Below are 19,272 nucleotides of genomic sequence, written 5' to 3'. Positions count from 1 at the left end.
ATTTAATCTGATCCTCCGATACTGTTGAATTCTTTTGTTGAATAGTGTAAAAATAGCAGAATTAGCAGTTCATCCACATTTTGATCTGCCTCAATTAAATATTCTGCTGCTGAATGACGATCTTGATCGGTGTGAATTTCGATGAGTAATTTACCTTTTTCAAATAGTTGATTCGTTTTTCCTAATTTGAAATAAAATATTCTTACATCCACACCAGATTTAATGATTCTTTCTTTACCAAGATCTGTGAAATAGATAATTCTTGACGCAAAACTTAATTCCAGATCATTTTTTAGGAAACCTACGTTTTTAATAGCGTAAATCTGAGATTGGTATTCAATTGAATGTTGTATTCTGTAAAATTTGCTTTCATCTATAATTTTACCGATTTCCTGATTGTTTTCAGATAATAAAATGAAATTTTTCTTTTGATGAGAAGCGGTGTAGATTTGGAATAAAATACTCATTTTTTTCGATGCAAAATTATTTTTTCTGAAATCTGACATCAGAAACCAGTACAGAATCATTCAGCGTGGCTAAAAAAGACAGAAGATCTTCTCTTTCTTTATGATTAAAAATGATTGGTTTTTCAAGCTGTTTCGCCAGCGTAGGACTTTTCACAATACCTTTTTCATAATGATCCAAAACTTCGTTTAAAGTTTTAAATCTGCCGTCGTGCATGTAAGGATAAGTGAAGCCAAGATTGCGGAGACTTGGTATTTTAAACATCCACTGATCTGCGGGCTCGAAGGATTTGTTCCATTTTCCGTGGTCGTCTAATTTGGAATCGACGGGAAGTCCGTTATTGGCAAAATCATAGGTAGAGAAAAGCGGTTCGCTGTGGCACGAACTGCAATTTTGTTGATACACAAGATAACCCTTCTCTTCAGAATCAGTGAATTGAGCTTTTTTCTGTTTTACTTTATCATACTTTGAATTGGCCGAAACAATCGTCAGCTGAAACTGCGAAAGTGCCATCATAAGACGCTCGGAAGTTGCTAAACTGTCGCCAAAACTTCTGTAGAAAAGCGTTCTGTATTCTTTAGATTTATTCAGTCTTCTGACAGCAACATTGATATCTTCGCCCATTTCCATGGGATGGTTAATTGGAGCCAGCGCCTGCGCATCAATATTCGGAATCACGCCATCCCACATAAAATTTTTCTGCCACGCCAGATTAAAAATCGCAGGTGAGTTTCTGTCACCGATCCCATCCTCAATTCCTTTGCTTAAATGATTTCCTGCATGAGAAAAAGCCTGACCGGAATTATGACAGGACGAACAGGAAATCGTATTATTCCTCGATAAAATAGGATCATAAAACAGTTTTCTTCCCAGCTGGACAGTTGAAGATTTCAGTGGATTTTTATTAAAATCATAGACAGGTTTCGGAAAATAAGAAGGGTAGACCAGCCCAATATCCTGAAGACTGTAAGAAAACAGCAGCATCAGAAAAGCAGCGAAAGCGGAATATTTTAGTTTTGAAACCAAGTTTTGCGTTTTATAAGTCCTTCACAGAATCGTAATTTTCTTCGGGGTTTTGGAAGTTTTGGAGGATCCGAATCACTTTTACAATATTATTTTCAATGTAATAGATGAGCGTGTTGTGTTTTGTACTCAGTATTTTCTGATATTTAGTATCTTCATAATTCTGAAATACAGCAATTCCATCAGTGATGATTTGTAAACATCGGTCAAGTTCAAAATTAAAATCTTCCAACACTTTATCATTCCATTTTTTTTAAAGGTAGTATTGAATTTTATCCAGATCATCAAAAGCCTCCTTACTAAATTGAATTTCCATTTCTGTAATCTTCTAATCTTTTTCTGGAACGCTCTTTTACCTGATCATAAGTGTAAGTTCTTCCATTTTTAAAATCTTCTTCAGCTCTTATAAATGATTCCAGAATTTCTTCTTTTGTTTCATTTCTCCATTCTTTAGGTTCAATGGTTTTTGAAATGACCAGAAGTTCTTCCGGGGTGAATCTTTTTTCCTTTAATTTCTTGAAAAATGTAGGCTTTTTAATTCCCGATTTCTCAATGATATAAGACATTTTAAATGGCGAATTTTTCAGAATTTCATCAATATTATTTTGAATCTCTATATATCTTTCTATTTCCGCTATCATAATTTTATTTATTTGGTATCACTTTATGAGACAAATATAATAAAATTCTTTAGGTTTGATTAAAATAAAACCTGTCAGTCGACAGGTTTTTATGTGTGATCTATCTAATTTCAATGATTTACAAGTGAAAATACCTCGGATCAGGATGTTGAAATTCAAAATTTAGTTCCTCAATTAATTTTGAAGGAGAAACAGTTCTTCCCGCAGTTGTTCTTTCTCCATCATAAGACAGACCTTTCTGAGAATTAATCACCTCTTCTTTATTCGGATGAATTGGGGCAACAACATTGTAAACCTTAGATTCAGATTGATTGTCCAGCATTTTTTCAATCACTGAAGCGATGTCTGCATAATGAATATGATTCACCACCTGATCCAAACCTGAAATATTATAATTTTTCAGAAGCCTTTCACCGCCCATCAATCCGGCCAGTCTCAGAATATTGGTTTGTGGGAATTTTTCTAAAATAAAACTTTCGCTTTCCACATCTTTTGCATGCTGATCGTCTTCTGTAAATTCTTTATCTTCCTGAGAATACACCCCCGTGGAGCTCATCAAAAAAAGCTGTCCTTTAAAATCTCCAAGAAATTTCAACAGGTTTTGCCTTTTGTCATTCATCGGAATCTGCGCACCTCTGATTCCAGAAAACGGAACGCTGATAATGATGGCATCAAGCTCTTTTGCAACTTCCCATTCTTTCATTTCAGTATCCAGTTCATTCGGAAAGCTGACCAGTGTCGCCTGGTATCCTTTTGATTTAAATTCTTCGACTTTCGCTTCCGTCGTCGTTGTTGCAAAAATTTGATATCGATTTGATAACCGTTCTGCGATATGGTTTCCCAGCCAGCCGCAGCCGATGATTCCCAGTTTTTTCATTGATTGATTAATATTTGAATTCGTGTACTGTTTACGAAGTTCAAAAATATTAATTTATTTCTACAAAGCTTGTCTACTGATAGTGTTTTCAGGATGATCTTAAAGAATTTTTCAGAAAATTCATGTTAAGATTCTTTCAGGATGACAAACGTTGTAGTTATCCTCTCTGTTTATTCAAAAATAACAACATACAGTTTGTCATCCCGCAGGGATCTCACCGTATTAGAAAAGTTGCATAGAGTGATTCGCGTCTAGATCCTTTCAGGATGACAAACGTTGCGGATATTCGCTGTGCTTATTCAAACATATCAACGCACAGTTTGTCATCCCGCAGGGATCTCACCGTAGTCTTAGAGGAGTTACATTGACTAATTCAGGTTTAGATCCTTTCAGGATGACAAACGTTGTGGTTATTCTCTATGCTTATTCATACATAGCAACGCACAGTCTGTCATCCCGTAGGGATCTCAGCATAGTATTTGAGACGTCAGATGGAAAAATTCTGGTTTAGATCCTTTCAGGATGACAAACGTTGTGGTTATTTTCTATGCTTATACCAATTAGTTATATTTAATTGATAATTAAAATTTCTGTTGAAACAAATCATTCAAAAAATCCATATTAGGATTTTGAGTTCTTATCAGCTCTAATTTTTTAAATCGAGAAAAATTCTTTATTTCCTTTTCTCTCACAATAGCTTGTTGGATCCACCCAAATTTTTCATAGTAAACCAAGAATTCCACATTATATTTTGCGGTAAATGAGTTAGGATTTGTTTTCGTCTTATGTTGGTGTAATCTTCTATGAAGACTGTTTGTAACACCCGTGTAGAGAACAGTTCTGGTTTTGTTCGTGAGGATATAAACGTAAAATGTATATATTCCTTCAGTAAATTCAATCATTATGTGTTTTTTTTAATTTAGTCAATATATATAATTTATGCCATATCACGTTTGATTATTATTCGGATTCAAATCCTTTCAGTATGACAAACGCTGTGGCTACGCGTTCTGCTTACTAAAAAAAAACTTTGCGCCTCGTTTGTCATCCCGTAGGGATCTCAACGTAGTATTAGAGATGTTGCTTGCAAAGATCCGCACTTAGATCCTTTCAGGATGACAAACGCTGTGGCTATGCATTCTTCTTACGCAAAAAAACTCTGCGCCTCGTTTGTCATCCCGTAGGGATCTCAACGTAATATTAGAGATGTTGCTTGCAAAGATTCGCATTTAAATACTTTCAGTATGACAAACGCTGTGGCTATGCAATCTGCTTACTCAAAAAAACTATGCGGCTCGTTTGTCATCCCGTAGGGATCTCAACGTAGTATTAGACATGTTGCTTGCAGAGATTCTCACTTAGATCCTTTCAGGATGACAAACGCTGTGATTATGCATTCTTCTTACGAAAAAAAAACTATGCGCCTCGTCTGTCATCCCGTAGGGATCTCAACGTAGTATTAGAGATGTTGCACGGAAAGATTCGGGCTTAGATCCTTTCAGGATGACAAACGTTGCGGTTATTCGCTGTGCTTATTCAAACACAAAACTCAGCTTTCCGCTGAGTCATTCTATTTATTCCTGTTTTTCTTCCTTCCTTTTTACTTCCGAATTTTTTGCTGCTTTTACCAGCTCGTTGGTATCGCTGTAGAGGAGTTTCCAGTCGGTGACGTCTTTCATGGCGGTCAGCAGATTCAGATAGGTTTTGAGGTATTTCTCCAGATCGCGGCGGATGGCGCTTGCGCTGGTCATCTGTCTGAGGTCGGCATTGGCTTCTGCCTGTTCGCCAAAGATGGTTTCAAAAGCTTCGTGTTTTGTTTTCATATCTGCGAAAGCCGTGTTCAGAGAAAGAAGCGCAATTTTCTGTTGGTTTTCCGGACATTCCAAAGCTTCAATCGGCTTTTCCATCTTTGCGGTTTGTGAGGAATAGCTTAAACGGTCGAGATCCAGCCCGAAAGTTTTGAAAACACTGTACAAATCCTCCGCCGACTGATAATTGGGTGCCGACTGTAGCTTTCGGTAGCCGTTCAGAAAAGCTTTGAGACTGTTGTAGGCAACATCCCTTTCAAAGTCTGCCGTGGCAACGTCTTTTCCTTTTCCGCTGTAAATTTGCTTGGTGTAGACTGCGTCGTATTCGGTGTAGGAATTCTGCAGAGTTGCGGTAAGAGGATGGTTGGAAATCACAGGATATTTTCCTGATTGAATGTTTGAAATAATTCTTTGAGCTAAAGTCGCAAGATCTTTAGTGCTCAGTCTCACTAATGAAATTTTCATCGTTTAATGTGTTTGTTAAAAATTTATTAATTAATCAAAACAAAATGCAGATGCAGGAATTTTATTTTGTGGATGTTTGTGAGGTTTTTCAGATATGGGTAGGTTTAATTATGGGTGGTTTGGAAATAAATTTTTACTTTTTTTCTCGTTTTAAGGGAACACGTAAATATATATTTATCAGTTTGTTTATATTTGAAAACTACAATCTGTATTTTAATAATAAACCAATTAGAAATACTTAATATCCTAAAATATATAATAATGAATGTCAAAGAAATTTTAAATCAAGTTGAAACTTTTAATGAAAATAGAAATTATTGGTTTACAAGAACAGATGCGGGTAAGCATTTTGACATTTTTTATGAAGGGAATTACATTGCAATTGGCTGGGATTATTTGAGTTTAAATGATATTTTTAAGAAAAGTGATTCAGAAATTAAAGAAATAATTGGGAAAAAAGAAGACTTGGATCCTTTCGATTCTGTAGAGAAAGGAAAAATAACAGCAATATTTAATAAAATTTCTACTTTTTTAAAATTACGTAAAGGCGATATTATCATTGTTCCTAGCAGAAATTCAGAAAGACTAGCATTCGGAGAAATTGTCGAAGCTGAGCCCTATGAAGATTCAAATGCTATTGAAATGGGTAATTATTTCAAAAGAAGAAAAGTTAAATGGTTAGAGTTAAAAAGTATTTTTGAATTAGATTCAATATTTTATCAATTAAAATCTAACCAACATGCAATCAGTAGAGTTGATAGATTTGCACCATATATTGATAAGGTTATAGGAAATCTGTTCAAAAAAGGAGATAAAACTCACTATGTACTTAATGTAGAAAAACAAGATGATATTAATTTCAGAGATTTAAATAAGTTGATGGATAACATCGAGGATATTATTAATGAGATTAATAAAGAGTTTAAATTTGATGAGAATTTAGATGACTTTTTTGTCAAAATTAACTTACAATCACCAGGGAAATTAGAATTAATTAAGGCTGGAAAATCTTTAGCAATTCTTGCGTATTTATTGAATTTGGTTTCGTGCGGAATTGACCCAAAAACGGAAAAAGATCCTCAAATAAAAAGTATAGCATCTAAAATCCAAGGTAAATTAAATAATACAAAAACAATTATTGACACTCTAGATATAGACACAAATGACCTAACTCAACCTTTTGCAAATAAAACTAAAAAAGATGGAAAGTAGTTTTTTTTCAGGTTCTGAAAATTTATATAAATATTTAGTCAGTATTGGCATTTTGATGCTTGTACTAACAATATATTATCCATTAAAAGAAAAGCAAAGCTTAGAAATTCTTAAGATTGAATTATTGAGAGAATTAAAAACGATTGAATATTCTGTTACTAAAAATGAAAGTAAAGCTATAGCTTTAAGCAAAAAAGTAAATAAAAATCAGATAAGCGAAAATCAAAAAAGCGAATATTTACAAGAAATCAAAGCAAAACAAATAGAAAACGAAATAAATAAAATAAAGGCTGATGCAAAATTAGAAGAGATTGAAACGAGAAATAATTACATCATTTATTATAATATAATTATATGGATTTTTGCACCTTTAGGATTATTTCTTGTGATTTATGGTTTTTTAAATTGGAGAAAATCTAAAAAAAATGATGATGAGAAAGCAACAATAGAAAAAAACTTATTGAAATTAACATTAGAAAAACAAACTCGAGAAAATTTGCGAGATTTGGATAATCAAAATAATGAAGATACCCCAAGCTAGTGGGAGCTTCCAAGCTCAAGTTGCCCCGATCTCGCGGATTTGCAATCCGTGAGCATTTGCAAAAACATGCGAAGACACGGATTTAAATCCGCGCCATCTGGTTAAAAAACAATAAAACCTGCCTCACAGCAGGTTTTCATATTTTCCGTTATTGCGAAGAACGAGATCATTTTTAGAATTCATCAGGCAACTTCCAACAAATCCCTTTGTCGATACTCCCCGCAATGACGCGTTTTTAAGAACAGTTTTGTATCAGTATTTATAAATATCAATCAATTCAATGTCAATTGGAATTTGTAAAGATTCCAGTTTCTTTTGTAGATCATTGATTTTTAAATTTTTTAAAACATAGTTTTTATCAGTGTTCAAAATCCAGTAATCTTTTACCTCTTCATTAGGAATTTCATAGCCATCCAAACTGTCTTTTGGATTTCTTATTTTTAAACCCTGCCTTTCTGCAATGATAAATTCTTTAAAAGTATTCACCTTAAGAACTTTGGATGGGATAATTGCAATCTCACTATTCCACCCATCATTCGGAGCTATAAAAATTTCGTGAGCAGAATTCCTGTATAGATCATAGCCACCTGTGATACCTTTAGAAAAGTCATGAACTCCGGGACCATAACCAAGTGAAGGGAATATGTATGACCGTGGGTCCCATAGGAAATTTATTGCTAATAACAATAAAAACAGTCCGATAAATAATAGAAATACTTTTAAAATTCGTTTTGTCATTCGTTAAAATTCGAGTAATTCGTCTGAAACAAAATTCGGCTCAGCTTTCTTATGTCTTTTAATGGAGCAAAGTATTAACATATAATAAAATTGCCAAATTCATCAACTAAGTCATGAACCTTGTGTTCACAATGTCTGACATAATCTCCAATCTGAACTTTATCGGCAACATATTTTTTATGCATGACTCCGGTATCTCCATTATTAGTATCCAATAATAAATAGTCATCATAAATATCAATGACTTTATAAATAACACGAACAGCAACTGTTACACTGAAAACTAAAAAATCACCACAGATGGGTTTTTCATGATGTCCGATTGGTTTAATATTGTATTCGAAAGAATTAATGATTTCTGTTTTATCTTTTAAAGCGCCGATTTCTCTAATATTTGTATGACTTACAATTTCAGTTTCGCCATCAAATCTTTTTTCGGTCGAAGAATGAATTATTCTCGACTGAACTTCCCAATAACGCTTTGAAGAAATTGATTTTAAAACCATTCCTTTCTTGAATCCAAATTCCACGTCAGAAAGGCCTACAACCATTCCTAAAGTTGGAAGATTAAAAGATGATATTACTTTATGCTTATGATCAGAATCCATAATTAAAACAAACTCTCATCCACAATATTCGGCAACGTCACCTTCAAATTCGGTTCGGCTTCCATTGCTCTTTTGATAGCGAAAACAGCTCCTTCATTTCTTGCCCAGCTTCGTCGGGAAATTCCGTTGTTGACGTCCCAGAAAAGCATCGATTTTAATCTTCTGTCGGAATCATCGCTACCATCGAGCAACATCCCGAAACCACCGTTGATCACTTCGCCCCAGCCAACACCACCACCGTTGTGGATGCTCACCCAGGTCGCGCCACGGAAACTGTCGCCAATCACATTGTGAATTGCCATATCTGCCGTAAATCTTGAGCCGTCATAAATATTGGAAGTCTCTCTGTACGGCGAATCCGTCCCCGAAACATCGTGATGGTCTCTTCCCAAAACCACCGCTCCGATTTCTCCGTTGGCAATGGCCTTGTTGAAGGCTTCAGCGATTTTCATTCTTCCTTCTGCGTCGGCATACAGAATTCTCGCCTGCGAACCAACGACCAGATTGTTTTCCTGAGCGCCTTTAATCCAAGTGATATTGTCTTTCATCTGTTGCTGGATTTCTTCCGGCGATGTTTTAATCATTTCCTCTAAAACCGCACACGCAATATCATCCGTTTTCTGCAAATCTTCCGGTTTTCCGCTGGTACAAACCCAACGGAACGGCCCGAAACCATAATCAAAACACATCGGTCCCATAATATCCTGAACGTAAGATGGGTATTTGAACTCCCTTCCAATCGTAGGATTTTCTGCCATTACATCGGCTCCGGCTCTGGAAGCTTCGAGTAAAAAGGCATTTCCGTAATCGAAGAAATAGGTTCCTTTTGCTGTATGTCTGTTGATGGCGGAAGCGTGTCTTCTTAAAGTTTCCTGAACTTTTTCTTTGAATAATTCAGGGTTTTCTGCCATCATCGTATTCGATTCCTCGAAGGTTTGACCAACCGGATAATAACCGCCCGCCCACGGATTGTGAAGCGAAGTCTGGTCTGAACCAATATCGATTCTTAAATTTTCTTCATTAAATTTCTCCCAAATATCCACGATGTTTCCAAGGTAAGCCAGAGAAACTGTTTCCTGATTTTCCTTCGCTTTTCTTACTCTTGCTACCAGTTCATCCAGATTTTCGTGGATTTCATTCACCCATTTCTGTTCGTGACGGATTTTTGTAATCTTGGGATTCACTTCGGCAATGACCGTAATGCAACCAGCGATATTTCCGGCTTTTGGCTGAGCTCCGGACATTCCGCCCAAACCTGAAGTGACGAATAATCCGCCTTTTGGTTCTTTATTGATTTTTCTGAAAGCATTTAAAACGGTAATCGTCGTTCCGTGCACAATTCCCTGCGGACCGATGTACATATAAGATCCGGCCGTCATTTGTCCGTACTGCGAAACACCCAGCGCATTGAATTTTTCCCAGTCATCCGGCTTGGAGTAATTTGGAATCATCATCCCGTTGGTCACCACCACTCTCGGTGCATCTTTGTGCGAAGGAAACAATCCCATCGGATGACCGGAATACATCGTCAACGTCTGTTCGTCCGTCATTTCCGACAGATATTTCATCGTCAGAAGATACTGTGCCCAATTGCTGAACACCGCACCATTTCCACCGTACGTAATCAGTTCGTGCGGATGTTGCGCCACGGCATAATCCAGATTGTTCTGAATCATCAGCATTATGGATTTTGCCTGCTCAGATTTTCCGGGATATTCGGCAATATCTCTTGCTTTCATCTCGTAATCGGGACGGAAGCGGTACATGTAAATTCTGCCGTATTTTTCCAGTTCTTCTCTGAATTCCGGCAACAGTTCTGCGTGGAATTTGGGTTCGAAATAGCGTAGAGCGTTTTTCAGAGCGAGTTTTTTCTCTTCTTCCGTTAAGATTTCTTTACGCTTTGGTGCGTGATTGATGTTTTGCTCGTATGGTTTAGGGTGTGGTAATTCGGTGGGAATACCCTGCTGTATTTGTTGTTGGAAAGTCATTTTTATTTAATCAAAAATTAAGTTCTTAAAGCCTTTTTTATCTGTTGTGATGATTCTGTCTTTAGAGAAAATGTTGTAACGATGAGTGATTTCAAAGTTCGATATTTTTTCTAAATCATCTTTTTTTAATGTCAATATATTGTTTTTCAATTCATATTTTCCTAAAATATTGTCACCCCCATGATTCCAATATTTTGCTATTTTAAAAGTTTTATCACTATATAAAAATAATTTTGTATTGCTTTCATTGAGATTTGCTGAAAGGTAAACACTTTTGTTTTCCATATAATAGTTAACTGAGAAATGAAGGACAGAAATAGCAAAAAGTGTCAAAATAACAATATTTGAAGTTCTAAAGTTTCCTTTTTTCTTTTTATATTTTAAGTAGTCTCTGGTATAAATGACAATTAAATTAATTAAAATTAGCAGTGATAGAATTGGAATTATAAAAATTAAATAAACAGTTGATGAATAATCAACGTATTTTTTTGTTAAAAATAAAACTAAAGCAACTAATAAAATCAGACTAAAATATTTTATTATGAGCCTTAAAATTATCCAAGAATAACGTAAGAACATCATGTTTAAGTTTATGGTTTCTTTTATTGGATTTGAATTTTTTGTGGTTTTAAAGATATTCAAATTAGAAAATCCATGCAAATAAAGAAAGAGAATATAAAATGGCGCTGAAAATTCCCCTCCAGTGGAGGGGTGGCGAAAAATCTTTGATTTTTTGACGGGGTGGTTTACGCGCAATTTAACCACCCAGCCTTTTCTCTTTGATCGAATCCAACTTTCCAGAGTAGGGAATTTTACATGCTATAGTTTTTGATAATAAAATCTTCCAGTTCCTTCATCACAACGGACAGATTGTTTTTAACATCAAAATCTGAAATTCTGAACACTTTCAGTCCCAATGATTCCAGATAATCTTGTCTTATACCATCATAAATCTCTTTTTCATCATGGCTTGAACCGTCGATTTCTACGATTAATCCGAGTGTTTTTACATAAAAATCAACAATATAATTTCCGATGATTCTCTGTCTGTCAAAATCAATTTTGTGGAAATTTTTTGCTCTGACTTTCTTCCAGAATATTACTTCGTTTAGAATTCCTGCTTTTCGTTTTTTTGGCAATAGTATTTTTAAATTTGGATTGTAGGGAAGATAGTGAGTGCATTTTTTGTAAATCGGAATTCCGTTTATTTCTGTGAGGATTTCTTTCATCGGTAAGTGTTTAATGAATGATAAGAATTCTTTGGAAAGGTGGAAATATTATGATTTAAATTGCGTGTAACCACCCCGTCTTCTCCCTTTGGTCGAATCCACCCCTCCAAGGGAGGGGAATTATGATTCGGATGTTGTTTTAATAATAACTGGAAAACAACAAAACCCCGCTCAAAGGCGGGGTCTTACCGTTCATTATATATGATTAATTTGTGTTCTTTACCAAAACCCATCCGGTAAATGTTCTGCCGTCGGGAAGGGTGATCACGTACCAGTAACTTGAGGAAGGAATTGCTCTTCCGGCAATGGTTCCGTCCCAGATGATCTGCGTGTTTGTGTCCTGTTCGAAAATTTTATACTGATAACGGTCAAATACTTTTACGTTGGTCATTTTCTTTCCGAAGACGTGAAGGTCTTTAATAATCCATTTATCGTTGATGCCGTCGCCGTTGGGTGTGATGGCATTTTTAATATCTAAAACTACTCCGTCCTGTTTTACGATGCATTTTCCTTCAACATATTTCACATAGAACGTCGTAATTCCGGTTGGAAGATTATAGAAAATATTACCCGACTGCCAGCTGATGCCGTCAATTGAATAAACAATCGGCTGCGAACCGGTCGCTGTGATTGTATACGTATTCCCATTGGCTGTCATTTGCTGAATCACCGGCACATCATAATATTTTGCCTCAAAGGTTGCGGTGTAAGAGCATCCGTTGTCTGAAGTGACGGTAACTGAATAGGTTCCCACCATGTTCATATTCGTCACCGTATCAGTGTTTGAAACGATTTGTCCCGCAGGATTTGTCCATACATAGCTTACGATATTGTGGCCTTCCACCTTTAAGGTATAGCTGAATGTTCCGTCCGGACAGAAATATTGCGTTGCGATTGTAAAAATGGGTACTCTTTTCAGACTGATTTTAATCGTTGTGTATTCCGGACAAAGTCCGGGAGCTTCTACTTTTACAAAAATGGTATCCGGACCTGTGTTTTGATTGAAAGAATACGCAGCCGGATTTGAAATAACATTCGAATTCGCCTGAAGATCAGCCAAAGAAGGGTAGTAGGTGAAAGTCGCATTGGCACTGGAATAAATCTGACTCTGGAACTGAGTCAGGTTGACAGCCTCAATACCGTCATTCAGCTGGTCACAAACGTTATTCAATAAATACGGTCCGGGTTGTGTGACAAGTTTATCACCAAAGACAAAGTTAATGCTGGCAATATCATCACATCCAGGGATATTCATCACCCTTACCCAGATTTGTGCAGGGAAAGGATTTGCTGTAAACATCGTTGGATTCTGAATACCGTTCGTTCCATTCTGAGCGTCCTGCTGAGTAGGGAAGAAGCTGAATGTGTTCATCGGATTAGGTAAATCTACATACTGATTGGTGAACGCCATCAGATTAACTTCATAATTTCCGTCGAGATTTTCATCACAGATTTTGATGGTTGAATTAATGGCTTTCGGAGGAAAATAAGTGTTTAACTGAAGCGGAGCCACGGAAAAACATCCTGTAGTTTTGGCGGTAAATCTTGCCCAAATCTGAACGCTTGAAACGTTCGTTACCAAAGTATTTCCGATTTGATTTGTAGTGCTTCCTGCATTTGCTTCTGCCTGAGTATGATAAAATTTCACATCGATATTCGATAAGGCATACGTATTCTGTGCAGGATCGTACATCTGCGGAATCGCATCGGCTAGCGTAAAAGTTTCACTTAAATTAAAATCTTCATCACATCTGTTTAAAACCGCATTATTGGTCACCACTACCACCGGAAGAAAGTTCATCTGAATGGTCAGTTTTGAAGCTGAATAACATTCTCCTGAATTAAATTTAATTTTTACGTAGACCGTTGCATTTCCTGTAACCGGATAGTTTGTCGCATTGGTTATTTCGTTTGAGAACGTCTGGTTGGATGCGTTATAATTCTGATAATACGTAAAAGTTACAGCAGATGAACCTGAATAGATTTGCGTCTGAGCCTGTGTAAGATTATAATTCTCTACACCATCATTGTTATTGTCACAAATATCATTCAGCGTAATGCTAACATTCGGATTAACATTCGGAGTCGCCACCAAACCTACAGTGAACGGATAAACCTGAGTACAGTTATAAGAATTTATTTTCACAAAATATTGCTGTGAACCATTCAGATTAACGGTCGTTACGGGATTTGTTCCCGCAATGGCATTTGCCTGACTAAGATAAAAAGTGGTCGTAGCATTTTGATTTCCGATGATTGAAGCTGAAAACTGATTTAAATTTACATTTTCTAAATTATCATTACTAAAATCACAAACCGTAAAATTAGAATTAACAATCACAGGATGTACAAGATTCACGGTGATAGGTCTCACGGTAAAACAGTCATCACTCTGCTCAAATCTCACGTAGAAAGTCTGCGAAACCAGATTGCCGTTATTTGTGATGGTCTGCGTCGGCGAAATTGGATTGTTGCTGTAAAATGCATCGTCTGCAGAACCATAAAACTCTGTGACCGGCACTGTAACGGGATCTATCAATAAATTTGAAGATAAATTCGTGAGGTTTACGGTAATATCTTCAGTCCCGTTGAAACAGATGTATTCGTTTTTATGATTGGCCTTAATTTTTGTGAAAGTCACATTCATATTCACCTGAACAACCGTGAAGCATCCTCCCGGAATCTGAACCCTTATAAAAACAGGATAAACTCCTTCTTTGATGGTCTGCAAAACCGATCCCTGTGCGGCATAAGCTTCAGTGTAAGTGGCATAGGGGGTAAAGGTTGCTCCGGCCTGCGTGCTGATGAGTGGACCCAACTGTAATGCAAATTCAAAAGGCTCATTATTGTCATCATTGATATCACAGATGGTTATAGGATAATTGATTCCATGGGCATTAACTCCCGGTTTGAACTGGAAAGTCACCGGACCTAAAACATAAGTACAGTTGGCATCCTGCACTCTCAGCCAGATTTGCGTGCCTGCAGAAATATTGGCTGCCGTAACAGGATTTGTGTTATTCTGAGCATTATTCTGAGTTAAAAAATAAGAAACAGAAGTATTCCCCGGTGCAAGAAGTGAATTGTTTAAAAGGCTGAGGTCATAATTGTCTTCAACGCCGTCGTTATTGGTGTCGCAAAGAACTACGGAATTGGTAAGAAGCTGTTTCGTTAAAAACTCCAAGGTAAGTGTCGCCACTCTGAAACAGGTCCCGGTAACAGGATTTTGTATTCTTACATAAATGGTTTTATTGGAATTCAGCTGGTAGGAATTTGAGATTCCGTTCACATTATTCTGAGCGTCCTGCAAACTGTTGTGATAAGTGAAGTTGAAATTGGCCGGATTTTGTGAAGTTAAATTAGGTTTAAAATTATTTAAATTTAAATTAACCGGACTGTTTCCACAAAAAGTCTGACTGTAATTGACTGCCGTTGGATAAGTCGGATCAAAAGTCAGATTGAAAGTATCGGTAAGCGTCAGAACACTGCTTCCGCATGTATTGAAATTGACTTCAGTGGTGTAAACTTCATTTTGTGTCGGGCAAAGGGTAGCCTGAATTCCTGTTGCGAGAGTTTGTCCGGCGGCATTTTTCCAGATCACCTCAGGTGTAATGTCGTTTCCTGAAGGTGTGAATTTCCATGCTTCCTGCTGTGCTTCCCAGTTTCCGGTATTTCTCGAAGCAGGGGAGTAGCCCAAAGTTCCGCTGTCGTTGATGATTCCAATTAAGGCATTTTCAAATTTTCTTGTTGCGCACGGCGTAAGTTTTTTGTCAACAAAAACTTCAATAATATTTGTGGTTTCATGCAAAACAATCTGGGAAGATGATCTTTCTGTACATCCTGCCATTCTGCCTTCGTAGAAATTCACAATGAATTTCCTGTTAGGCGCTGTTCCGATTGTTGAATAGTATATTTCCGACTGATCTGCAGCTGAAAAAACCATATCATGGTACACTCCAAAAATTGAATTTTTAGGAAGTCCTGTGTTGGGATTTGTCCAATTGACATTCGGAAAATTGATTTTTCCTGCCTGTGTTGCATCAAAAGTGATCATACCGTTGGAGCCAATCACCAAAGCATCAAAATTTTGATTAAAAAAACAGAAATTAAACGGCAGACTGATCAGCGAGGTAAACGAATCATCGAAATTAGCATTGAGTGATGTACCTGCATTAAATGCCGCGGCTGGCGAGAAGCTGCTTTGAGTCAGGGTATAAGTATCCGTCTGTTTTATTGACGGATATTCTGCGTGAAGACTGATACATCCGTTTGCATTTAAATCATTGGTGCAGGTGACGTGAAAATTTTCGTTTCCTGAATTGTCTTTAATTAATACATTTAAGTTATTTTGAGAATAAACTGAAAAACTGATAAAAAAATAAATAATTTGTAAAATTCTTTTCATTAAAAGTAAATATTTAGTTATTTTCTAATTAATTTTGGTTATGTTTAAATATTCTGCAAATTTATAACTTTTAAATTATAAATAAAATATTCATAAATATTTATTTATAATTATTTAAAAATGAATTAACATAAAAAAGGCCATCCCTGTAGAGATAGCCTTTGTTTGTGCTTATATTAAATTAATAAAAATTAACTGATTTAATTATCAATATCATCTTCCTCATCTTCGTTTTCCAAATCGTCAATCAAATCATCTTCATCTTCAAACTCATCTTCTTCGTCATCAATAATATTGTATACATCATCTTCTTCTTCCGGTAACTGATCGGTAATCTGTTCGAAATTATCGTCATCTTCCGCTCCCGGAATATCCAGTCCATAAGGCATACCATCATTTACGTGGCCGGGATTTAAAATTGGGTTACCGTCTCCGTCGAGTGGAATGTGCTCTTCTTTATTAAAGATGTCCTCGCCGGGATTGTAATCCATCTCTTCCAGCTTTCTGTCTTGCTCTTCAGCATTGTTTTCTGTGCTCATAATAATTATTTTTTGTGATGTTTGGGATAAGACAAAAATGAGTCCAATTTCAGAAGAGACAAGGAAAAAGTAGAGAGAGACAAGTAGTATTTTATGATCCAGGGAAAAAGTAAAAAGATCCAAGTTGAGATGTTAAAGTTTTTGTTTCAAACAATAAATATTTTAGAAAAACAGTTTCCCCATAAATCTCAAATCTCAAATCTCAAATCTCAAATCTCATCATAAACTTCCTCATTAGCACAGTTCGGCATTTTTTCACCTTTCGAAAAAGCAACCAGATTGTCGGCTGCCATTTTTGCCATTCCGTTTCTGGCTTCTTCGGTCGCAGAACCGATGTGTGGAAGAACGCAGACATTCGAAAGTCCGAGAAGTGGATTTTCTTTGCTCATGGGTTCGGGATTGGTGACATCCAGACCAGCTCCCCAGATTTCTTTGTTGATCAACGCTTCGTAAAGGTCGTGCTCATTTTGAAATCCACCTCTTGCCGTATTGATGAAAATTGCATTAGTTTTCATTTTACTGAAAATTTCAGCATTGAAAAGTTCACTCTGTTCAGGTTTAAAATTGGCATGAATACTCAAAACGTCAGACTGTTCAACAAGTTCATCAAATGAAACATATTTTGCATCAAGTTCTTTTTCAGCTTCTTCGTTGTGATTTCTGTTGTGGTAGATGATGTTCATGTCGAAAGCGTATTTCGCTTTTTTAGCCATTTCAAAACCAATTCTTCCCAAACCGAAAATTCCTAAAGTTTTACCGGTAAGTTCCTGACCCAATGCAAACAAAGGATCGAAATCTCCCCACTCACCATTCTTTACTCTTTCAAAATAAAAACTCGAGCGTCTTGCTACGGACTGCATCAGAAGAAAAGCAGTATCTGCCGTGGCTACACTTAAAACATCAGGAGTATTTCCGATGGGAATATTTCTTGAATTGGCTTCTTTGATATCGACATGATCAAAACCGACCGAAAGCAGAGCAATGGCTTTCAGATTTGGGCATTGCTCAAAAAATTCTCTGTCAAATTTATGGAAGCCGACATTTAAGATAAGATCAGAATCCTGGCAGTATTTCAACCACTGCTCATCCGAAAGATTATCGTTTTCAGGGATAAAAACATCGAGCCCGTTTTCCTTCATTATTTTCAACCCGATTTCAGGAATTCTTTTGTTTACAAATACTCTCATAAAATGTATAGTTTTTTTTAAAATAAAAAACCTCACTGTTTAAAAATGAGGTGTCTTATCAGTTATAATTTAAATTTATGCTTTGTCATCCGGCTGGTTTGTACCCTTCTCCCAGCCTTCATCAGCCATATGCTGAATCTCTTCCCAAACCTCGTGTGCAGATTTTTTTGCCTGCGCTATAAAGCCCTGTTTAGTGGCCTCCTGATTTTGGGATTTCATTTCGTTGAGGTAATCTTTTGCCTGCTGAGAAAAACTTTCTACACTGTAACCGGGGTTGTTGTGCAGGTTTTTTTCGATATTACTGAAATCGTGTGATGATTTAAATCTGTTAGTGTCCATAACTGAATTTTTTTGGATTGGTGTTTTTTAAAATCCAATTATCATTCCGAACACCGTAATTTCAGCCTTTAATTTTGATCAGTTCACCCTTTCTTTTGACCAGATTTTTGTAATCCCACTGTATTTCCACAGACTTTTTCAGCCATTGCTTCAAATCAGCTGCGTTAATTTCGCTTTGATCATTGTAGAATATTGATGCATCCTGAAATTTCTCACCTTCTACATTCAGTTTTTCTTCATTAAAAGATTTTCCGCTCCAAAACATCAGACGGATTCCCTTTTTCTGTCTGCTGAATCCTACGATCGGATTTTCTTCGAGAAACCAAACGGGATGGGCGTGCCAGATTTTATTTTCGGCATCACGCAGTTCTTCATCAATTATTTTTGAAAGTATTTTGCAGATTTCTTTGTCTGAATCTGACAGCTTTTCAATGTAATCAAGAATGTCGGGATTTATCATCTTTATTGATTGGTATTATTCAGCATCGGGACAAATTTGTACGTTCCGAATTCTTCTTTTTCAAATTCTGTAGGAGAAATTTTGGTAAATCTGTATAAAACCTGCTGGTCGGTCGGACCTAAAGGAATCACCATTTTACCGCCGACTTTCAGCTGTTTTAAAAGTTCTGTAGGCAAAACTGAAGCGCCACAGGTCACAATAATTTTGTCGAAAGGAGCAAAAGTCGGAAGCCCCGCAAAACCGTCACCGAAACTCTGGAATTTGGGATAAAGATTCATTTCTCTCAGTTTCTTTTTGGAGAAATCAAAAAGGTCTTTCTGCCGTTCAACTGTATAAACCAAAGCTTTCATGGCGATTAAAACTGCAGTCTGGTAACCGCATCCGGTTCCAATCTCCAGAACTTTTTCGCCCTCCTTTATCTCCAGAAGTTCAGACTGCTCTGCAACAGTGGAGGGATGCGAAATCGTCTGGTGCGCCGCAATGGGAAAAGCGCGGTCTTCATAGGCGTAATCTTCAAAAATACTTTCAATGAAAAGATGTCTGGGAACTTCGTTGATTGCAGCCAATACGCTTTCATCACAAATTCCGATGCTGCGTCTCAGATAATCTACCAAATTCCTTCTCTTTCCCTTATGTACAAATGAATCCTGCATTGAGCAAAAGTAAGGAATTGATTTGAAATTTGCAGTTTGAGATTTGAAATTTTACCTTGATTTTATCAAAATTAAAACAATACTTTTCATGATA

20 protein-coding genes are annotated in these 19,272 nt (G+C 36.5%); 2 read left to right on the top strand and 18 right to left on the bottom strand.

All coding sequences use genetic code 11. From position 1 onward, the window contains the following. Positions 1-2 precede the first annotated feature (2 nt). The 7 genes from ASG21_RS13680 to ASG21_RS13650 form a co-directional block, all read right to left on the bottom strand. Positions 3-467, bottom strand: coding sequence for a hypothetical protein (locus ASG21_RS13680; RefSeq protein ID WP_128414302.1), 465 nt, complete (start codon positions 465-467; stop codon positions 3-5). A 16-nt stretch (positions 468-483) separates the two neighbouring features. Further along, positions 484-1,491 carry a cytochrome-c peroxidase gene (locus ASG21_RS13675; protein ID WP_128414301.1) on the bottom strand — a complete coding sequence of 336 codons (1,008 nt, stop codon included), beginning with the start codon at positions 1,489-1,491 and terminating at the stop codon, positions 484-486. Between the two features lie 10 nt (positions 1,492-1,501). Then, positions 1,502-1,720 carry a hypothetical protein gene (locus ASG21_RS13670; RefSeq protein WP_128414300.1) on the bottom strand — a complete coding sequence of 73 codons (219 nt, stop codon included), beginning with the start codon at positions 1,718-1,720 and terminating at the stop codon, positions 1,502-1,504. 67 nt (positions 1,721-1,787) lie between these two features. Continuing rightward, positions 1,788-2,129: a hypothetical protein gene (locus ASG21_RS13665; RefSeq protein WP_056081151.1), complete on the bottom strand. Its 342-nt coding sequence runs from the start codon at positions 2,127-2,129 to the stop codon at positions 1,788-1,790. A 118-nt stretch (positions 2,130-2,247) separates the two neighbouring features. Next, on the bottom strand, positions 2,248-3,006 hold the full coding sequence (locus tag ASG21_RS13660; RefSeq protein WP_056081148.1) for an NAD(P)-binding domain-containing protein: 759 nt from the start codon (positions 3,004-3,006) through the stop codon (positions 2,248-2,250). Positions 3,007-3,587: 581 nt separating this feature from the next. Continuing rightward, positions 3,588-3,908: a GIY-YIG nuclease family protein gene (locus ASG21_RS13655; protein ID WP_056081144.1), complete on the bottom strand. Its 321-nt coding sequence runs from the start codon at positions 3,906-3,908 to the stop codon at positions 3,588-3,590. Between the two features lie 672 nt (positions 3,909-4,580). Then, complete coding sequence (locus ASG21_RS13650; protein ID WP_056081141.1) at positions 4,581-5,279, bottom strand: DUF6261 family protein; 699 nt, start codon at positions 5,277-5,279, stop codon at positions 4,581-4,583. 261 nt (positions 5,280-5,540) lie between these two features. On the opposite strand from ASG21_RS13650, the gene ASG21_RS13640 reads away from it, so the two are divergent. Then, positions 5,541-6,491, top strand: coding sequence for a hypothetical protein (locus ASG21_RS13640; RefSeq protein WP_056081135.1), 951 nt, complete (start codon positions 5,541-5,543; stop codon positions 6,489-6,491). Further along, a complete protein-coding gene (locus ASG21_RS13635; protein WP_056081132.1) occupies positions 6,481-7,032 on the top strand; it encodes a hypothetical protein in 552 nt (183 codons plus the stop codon). The genes ASG21_RS13640 and ASG21_RS13635 overlap by 11 nt, the downstream gene beginning before the upstream one ends. A 252-nt stretch (positions 7,033-7,284) precedes the next feature. Here ASG21_RS13635 and ASG21_RS13630 read toward each other — a convergent pair whose 3' ends face one another. The 11 genes from ASG21_RS13630 to ASG21_RS13580 form a co-directional block, all read right to left on the bottom strand. Next, positions 7,285-7,770: a DUF3997 domain-containing protein gene (locus tag ASG21_RS13630; RefSeq protein WP_056081130.1), complete on the bottom strand. Its 486-nt coding sequence runs from the start codon at positions 7,768-7,770 to the stop codon at positions 7,285-7,287. Between the two features lie 74 nt (positions 7,771-7,844). Continuing rightward, entirely contained in the window at positions 7,845-8,378 is a 534-nt protein-coding gene (locus tag ASG21_RS13625) for a hypothetical protein (RefSeq protein ID WP_056081127.1), read from the bottom strand. Positions 8,379-8,380: 2 nt separating this feature from the next. Continuing rightward, positions 8,381-10,366 carry a urocanate hydratase gene (locus tag ASG21_RS13620; RefSeq protein WP_056081124.1) on the bottom strand — a complete coding sequence of 662 codons (1,986 nt, stop codon included), beginning with the start codon at positions 10,364-10,366 and terminating at the stop codon, positions 8,381-8,383. Between the two features lie 6 nt (positions 10,367-10,372). Next, on the bottom strand, positions 10,373-11,131 hold the full coding sequence (locus ASG21_RS13615) for a hypothetical protein (RefSeq protein ID WP_157844531.1): 759 nt from the start codon (positions 11,129-11,131) through the stop codon (positions 10,373-10,375). A 47-nt stretch (positions 11,132-11,178) separates the two neighbouring features. Then, positions 11,179-11,595, bottom strand: coding sequence for an endonuclease domain-containing protein (locus tag ASG21_RS13610; RefSeq protein ID WP_056081118.1), 417 nt, complete (start codon positions 11,593-11,595; stop codon positions 11,179-11,181). A 205-nt stretch (positions 11,596-11,800) separates the two neighbouring features. Continuing rightward, positions 11,801-16,000: a T9SS type B sorting domain-containing protein gene (locus ASG21_RS13605; protein ID WP_056081116.1), complete on the bottom strand. Its 4,200-nt coding sequence runs from the start codon at positions 15,998-16,000 to the stop codon at positions 11,801-11,803. Between the two features lie 200 nt (positions 16,001-16,200). Next, on the bottom strand, positions 16,201-16,539 hold the full coding sequence (locus ASG21_RS20240; RefSeq protein WP_056081113.1) for a hypothetical protein: 339 nt from the start codon (positions 16,537-16,539) through the stop codon (positions 16,201-16,203). 209 nt (positions 16,540-16,748) lie between these two features. Further along, a complete protein-coding gene (locus ASG21_RS13595; protein WP_056081110.1) occupies positions 16,749-17,726 on the bottom strand; it encodes a D-glycerate dehydrogenase in 978 nt (325 codons plus the stop codon). A gap of 75 nt (positions 17,727-17,801) precedes the next feature. Then, positions 17,802-18,065, bottom strand: a complete 264-nt coding sequence (locus ASG21_RS13590; RefSeq protein ID WP_056081107.1) for a hypothetical protein — start codon at positions 18,063-18,065, stop codon at positions 17,802-17,804. Positions 18,066-18,126: 61 nt separating this feature from the next. After that, the gene (locus ASG21_RS13585; RefSeq protein WP_056081104.1) at positions 18,127-18,525 is read right to left on the bottom strand and encodes a DUF1801 domain-containing protein; all 399 of its coding nucleotides are present in this window, start codon (positions 18,523-18,525) and stop codon (positions 18,127-18,129) included. 2 nt (positions 18,526-18,527) lie between these two features. After that, a complete protein-coding gene (locus ASG21_RS13580) occupies positions 18,528-19,178 on the bottom strand; it encodes a protein-L-isoaspartate(D-aspartate) O-methyltransferase (RefSeq protein ID WP_056081103.1) in 651 nt (216 codons plus the stop codon). Between the last annotated feature and the right edge of the window lie 94 nt (positions 19,179-19,272).

This window comes from Chryseobacterium sp. Leaf394 (assembly GCF_001424105.1).
Taxonomy (GTDB): Bacteria; Bacteroidota; Bacteroidia; order Flavobacteriales; family Weeksellaceae; genus Chryseobacterium.
Note: the sequence above shows the minus strand (reverse complement) of the source record. Positions and strands in the feature narration are given on the sequence as shown.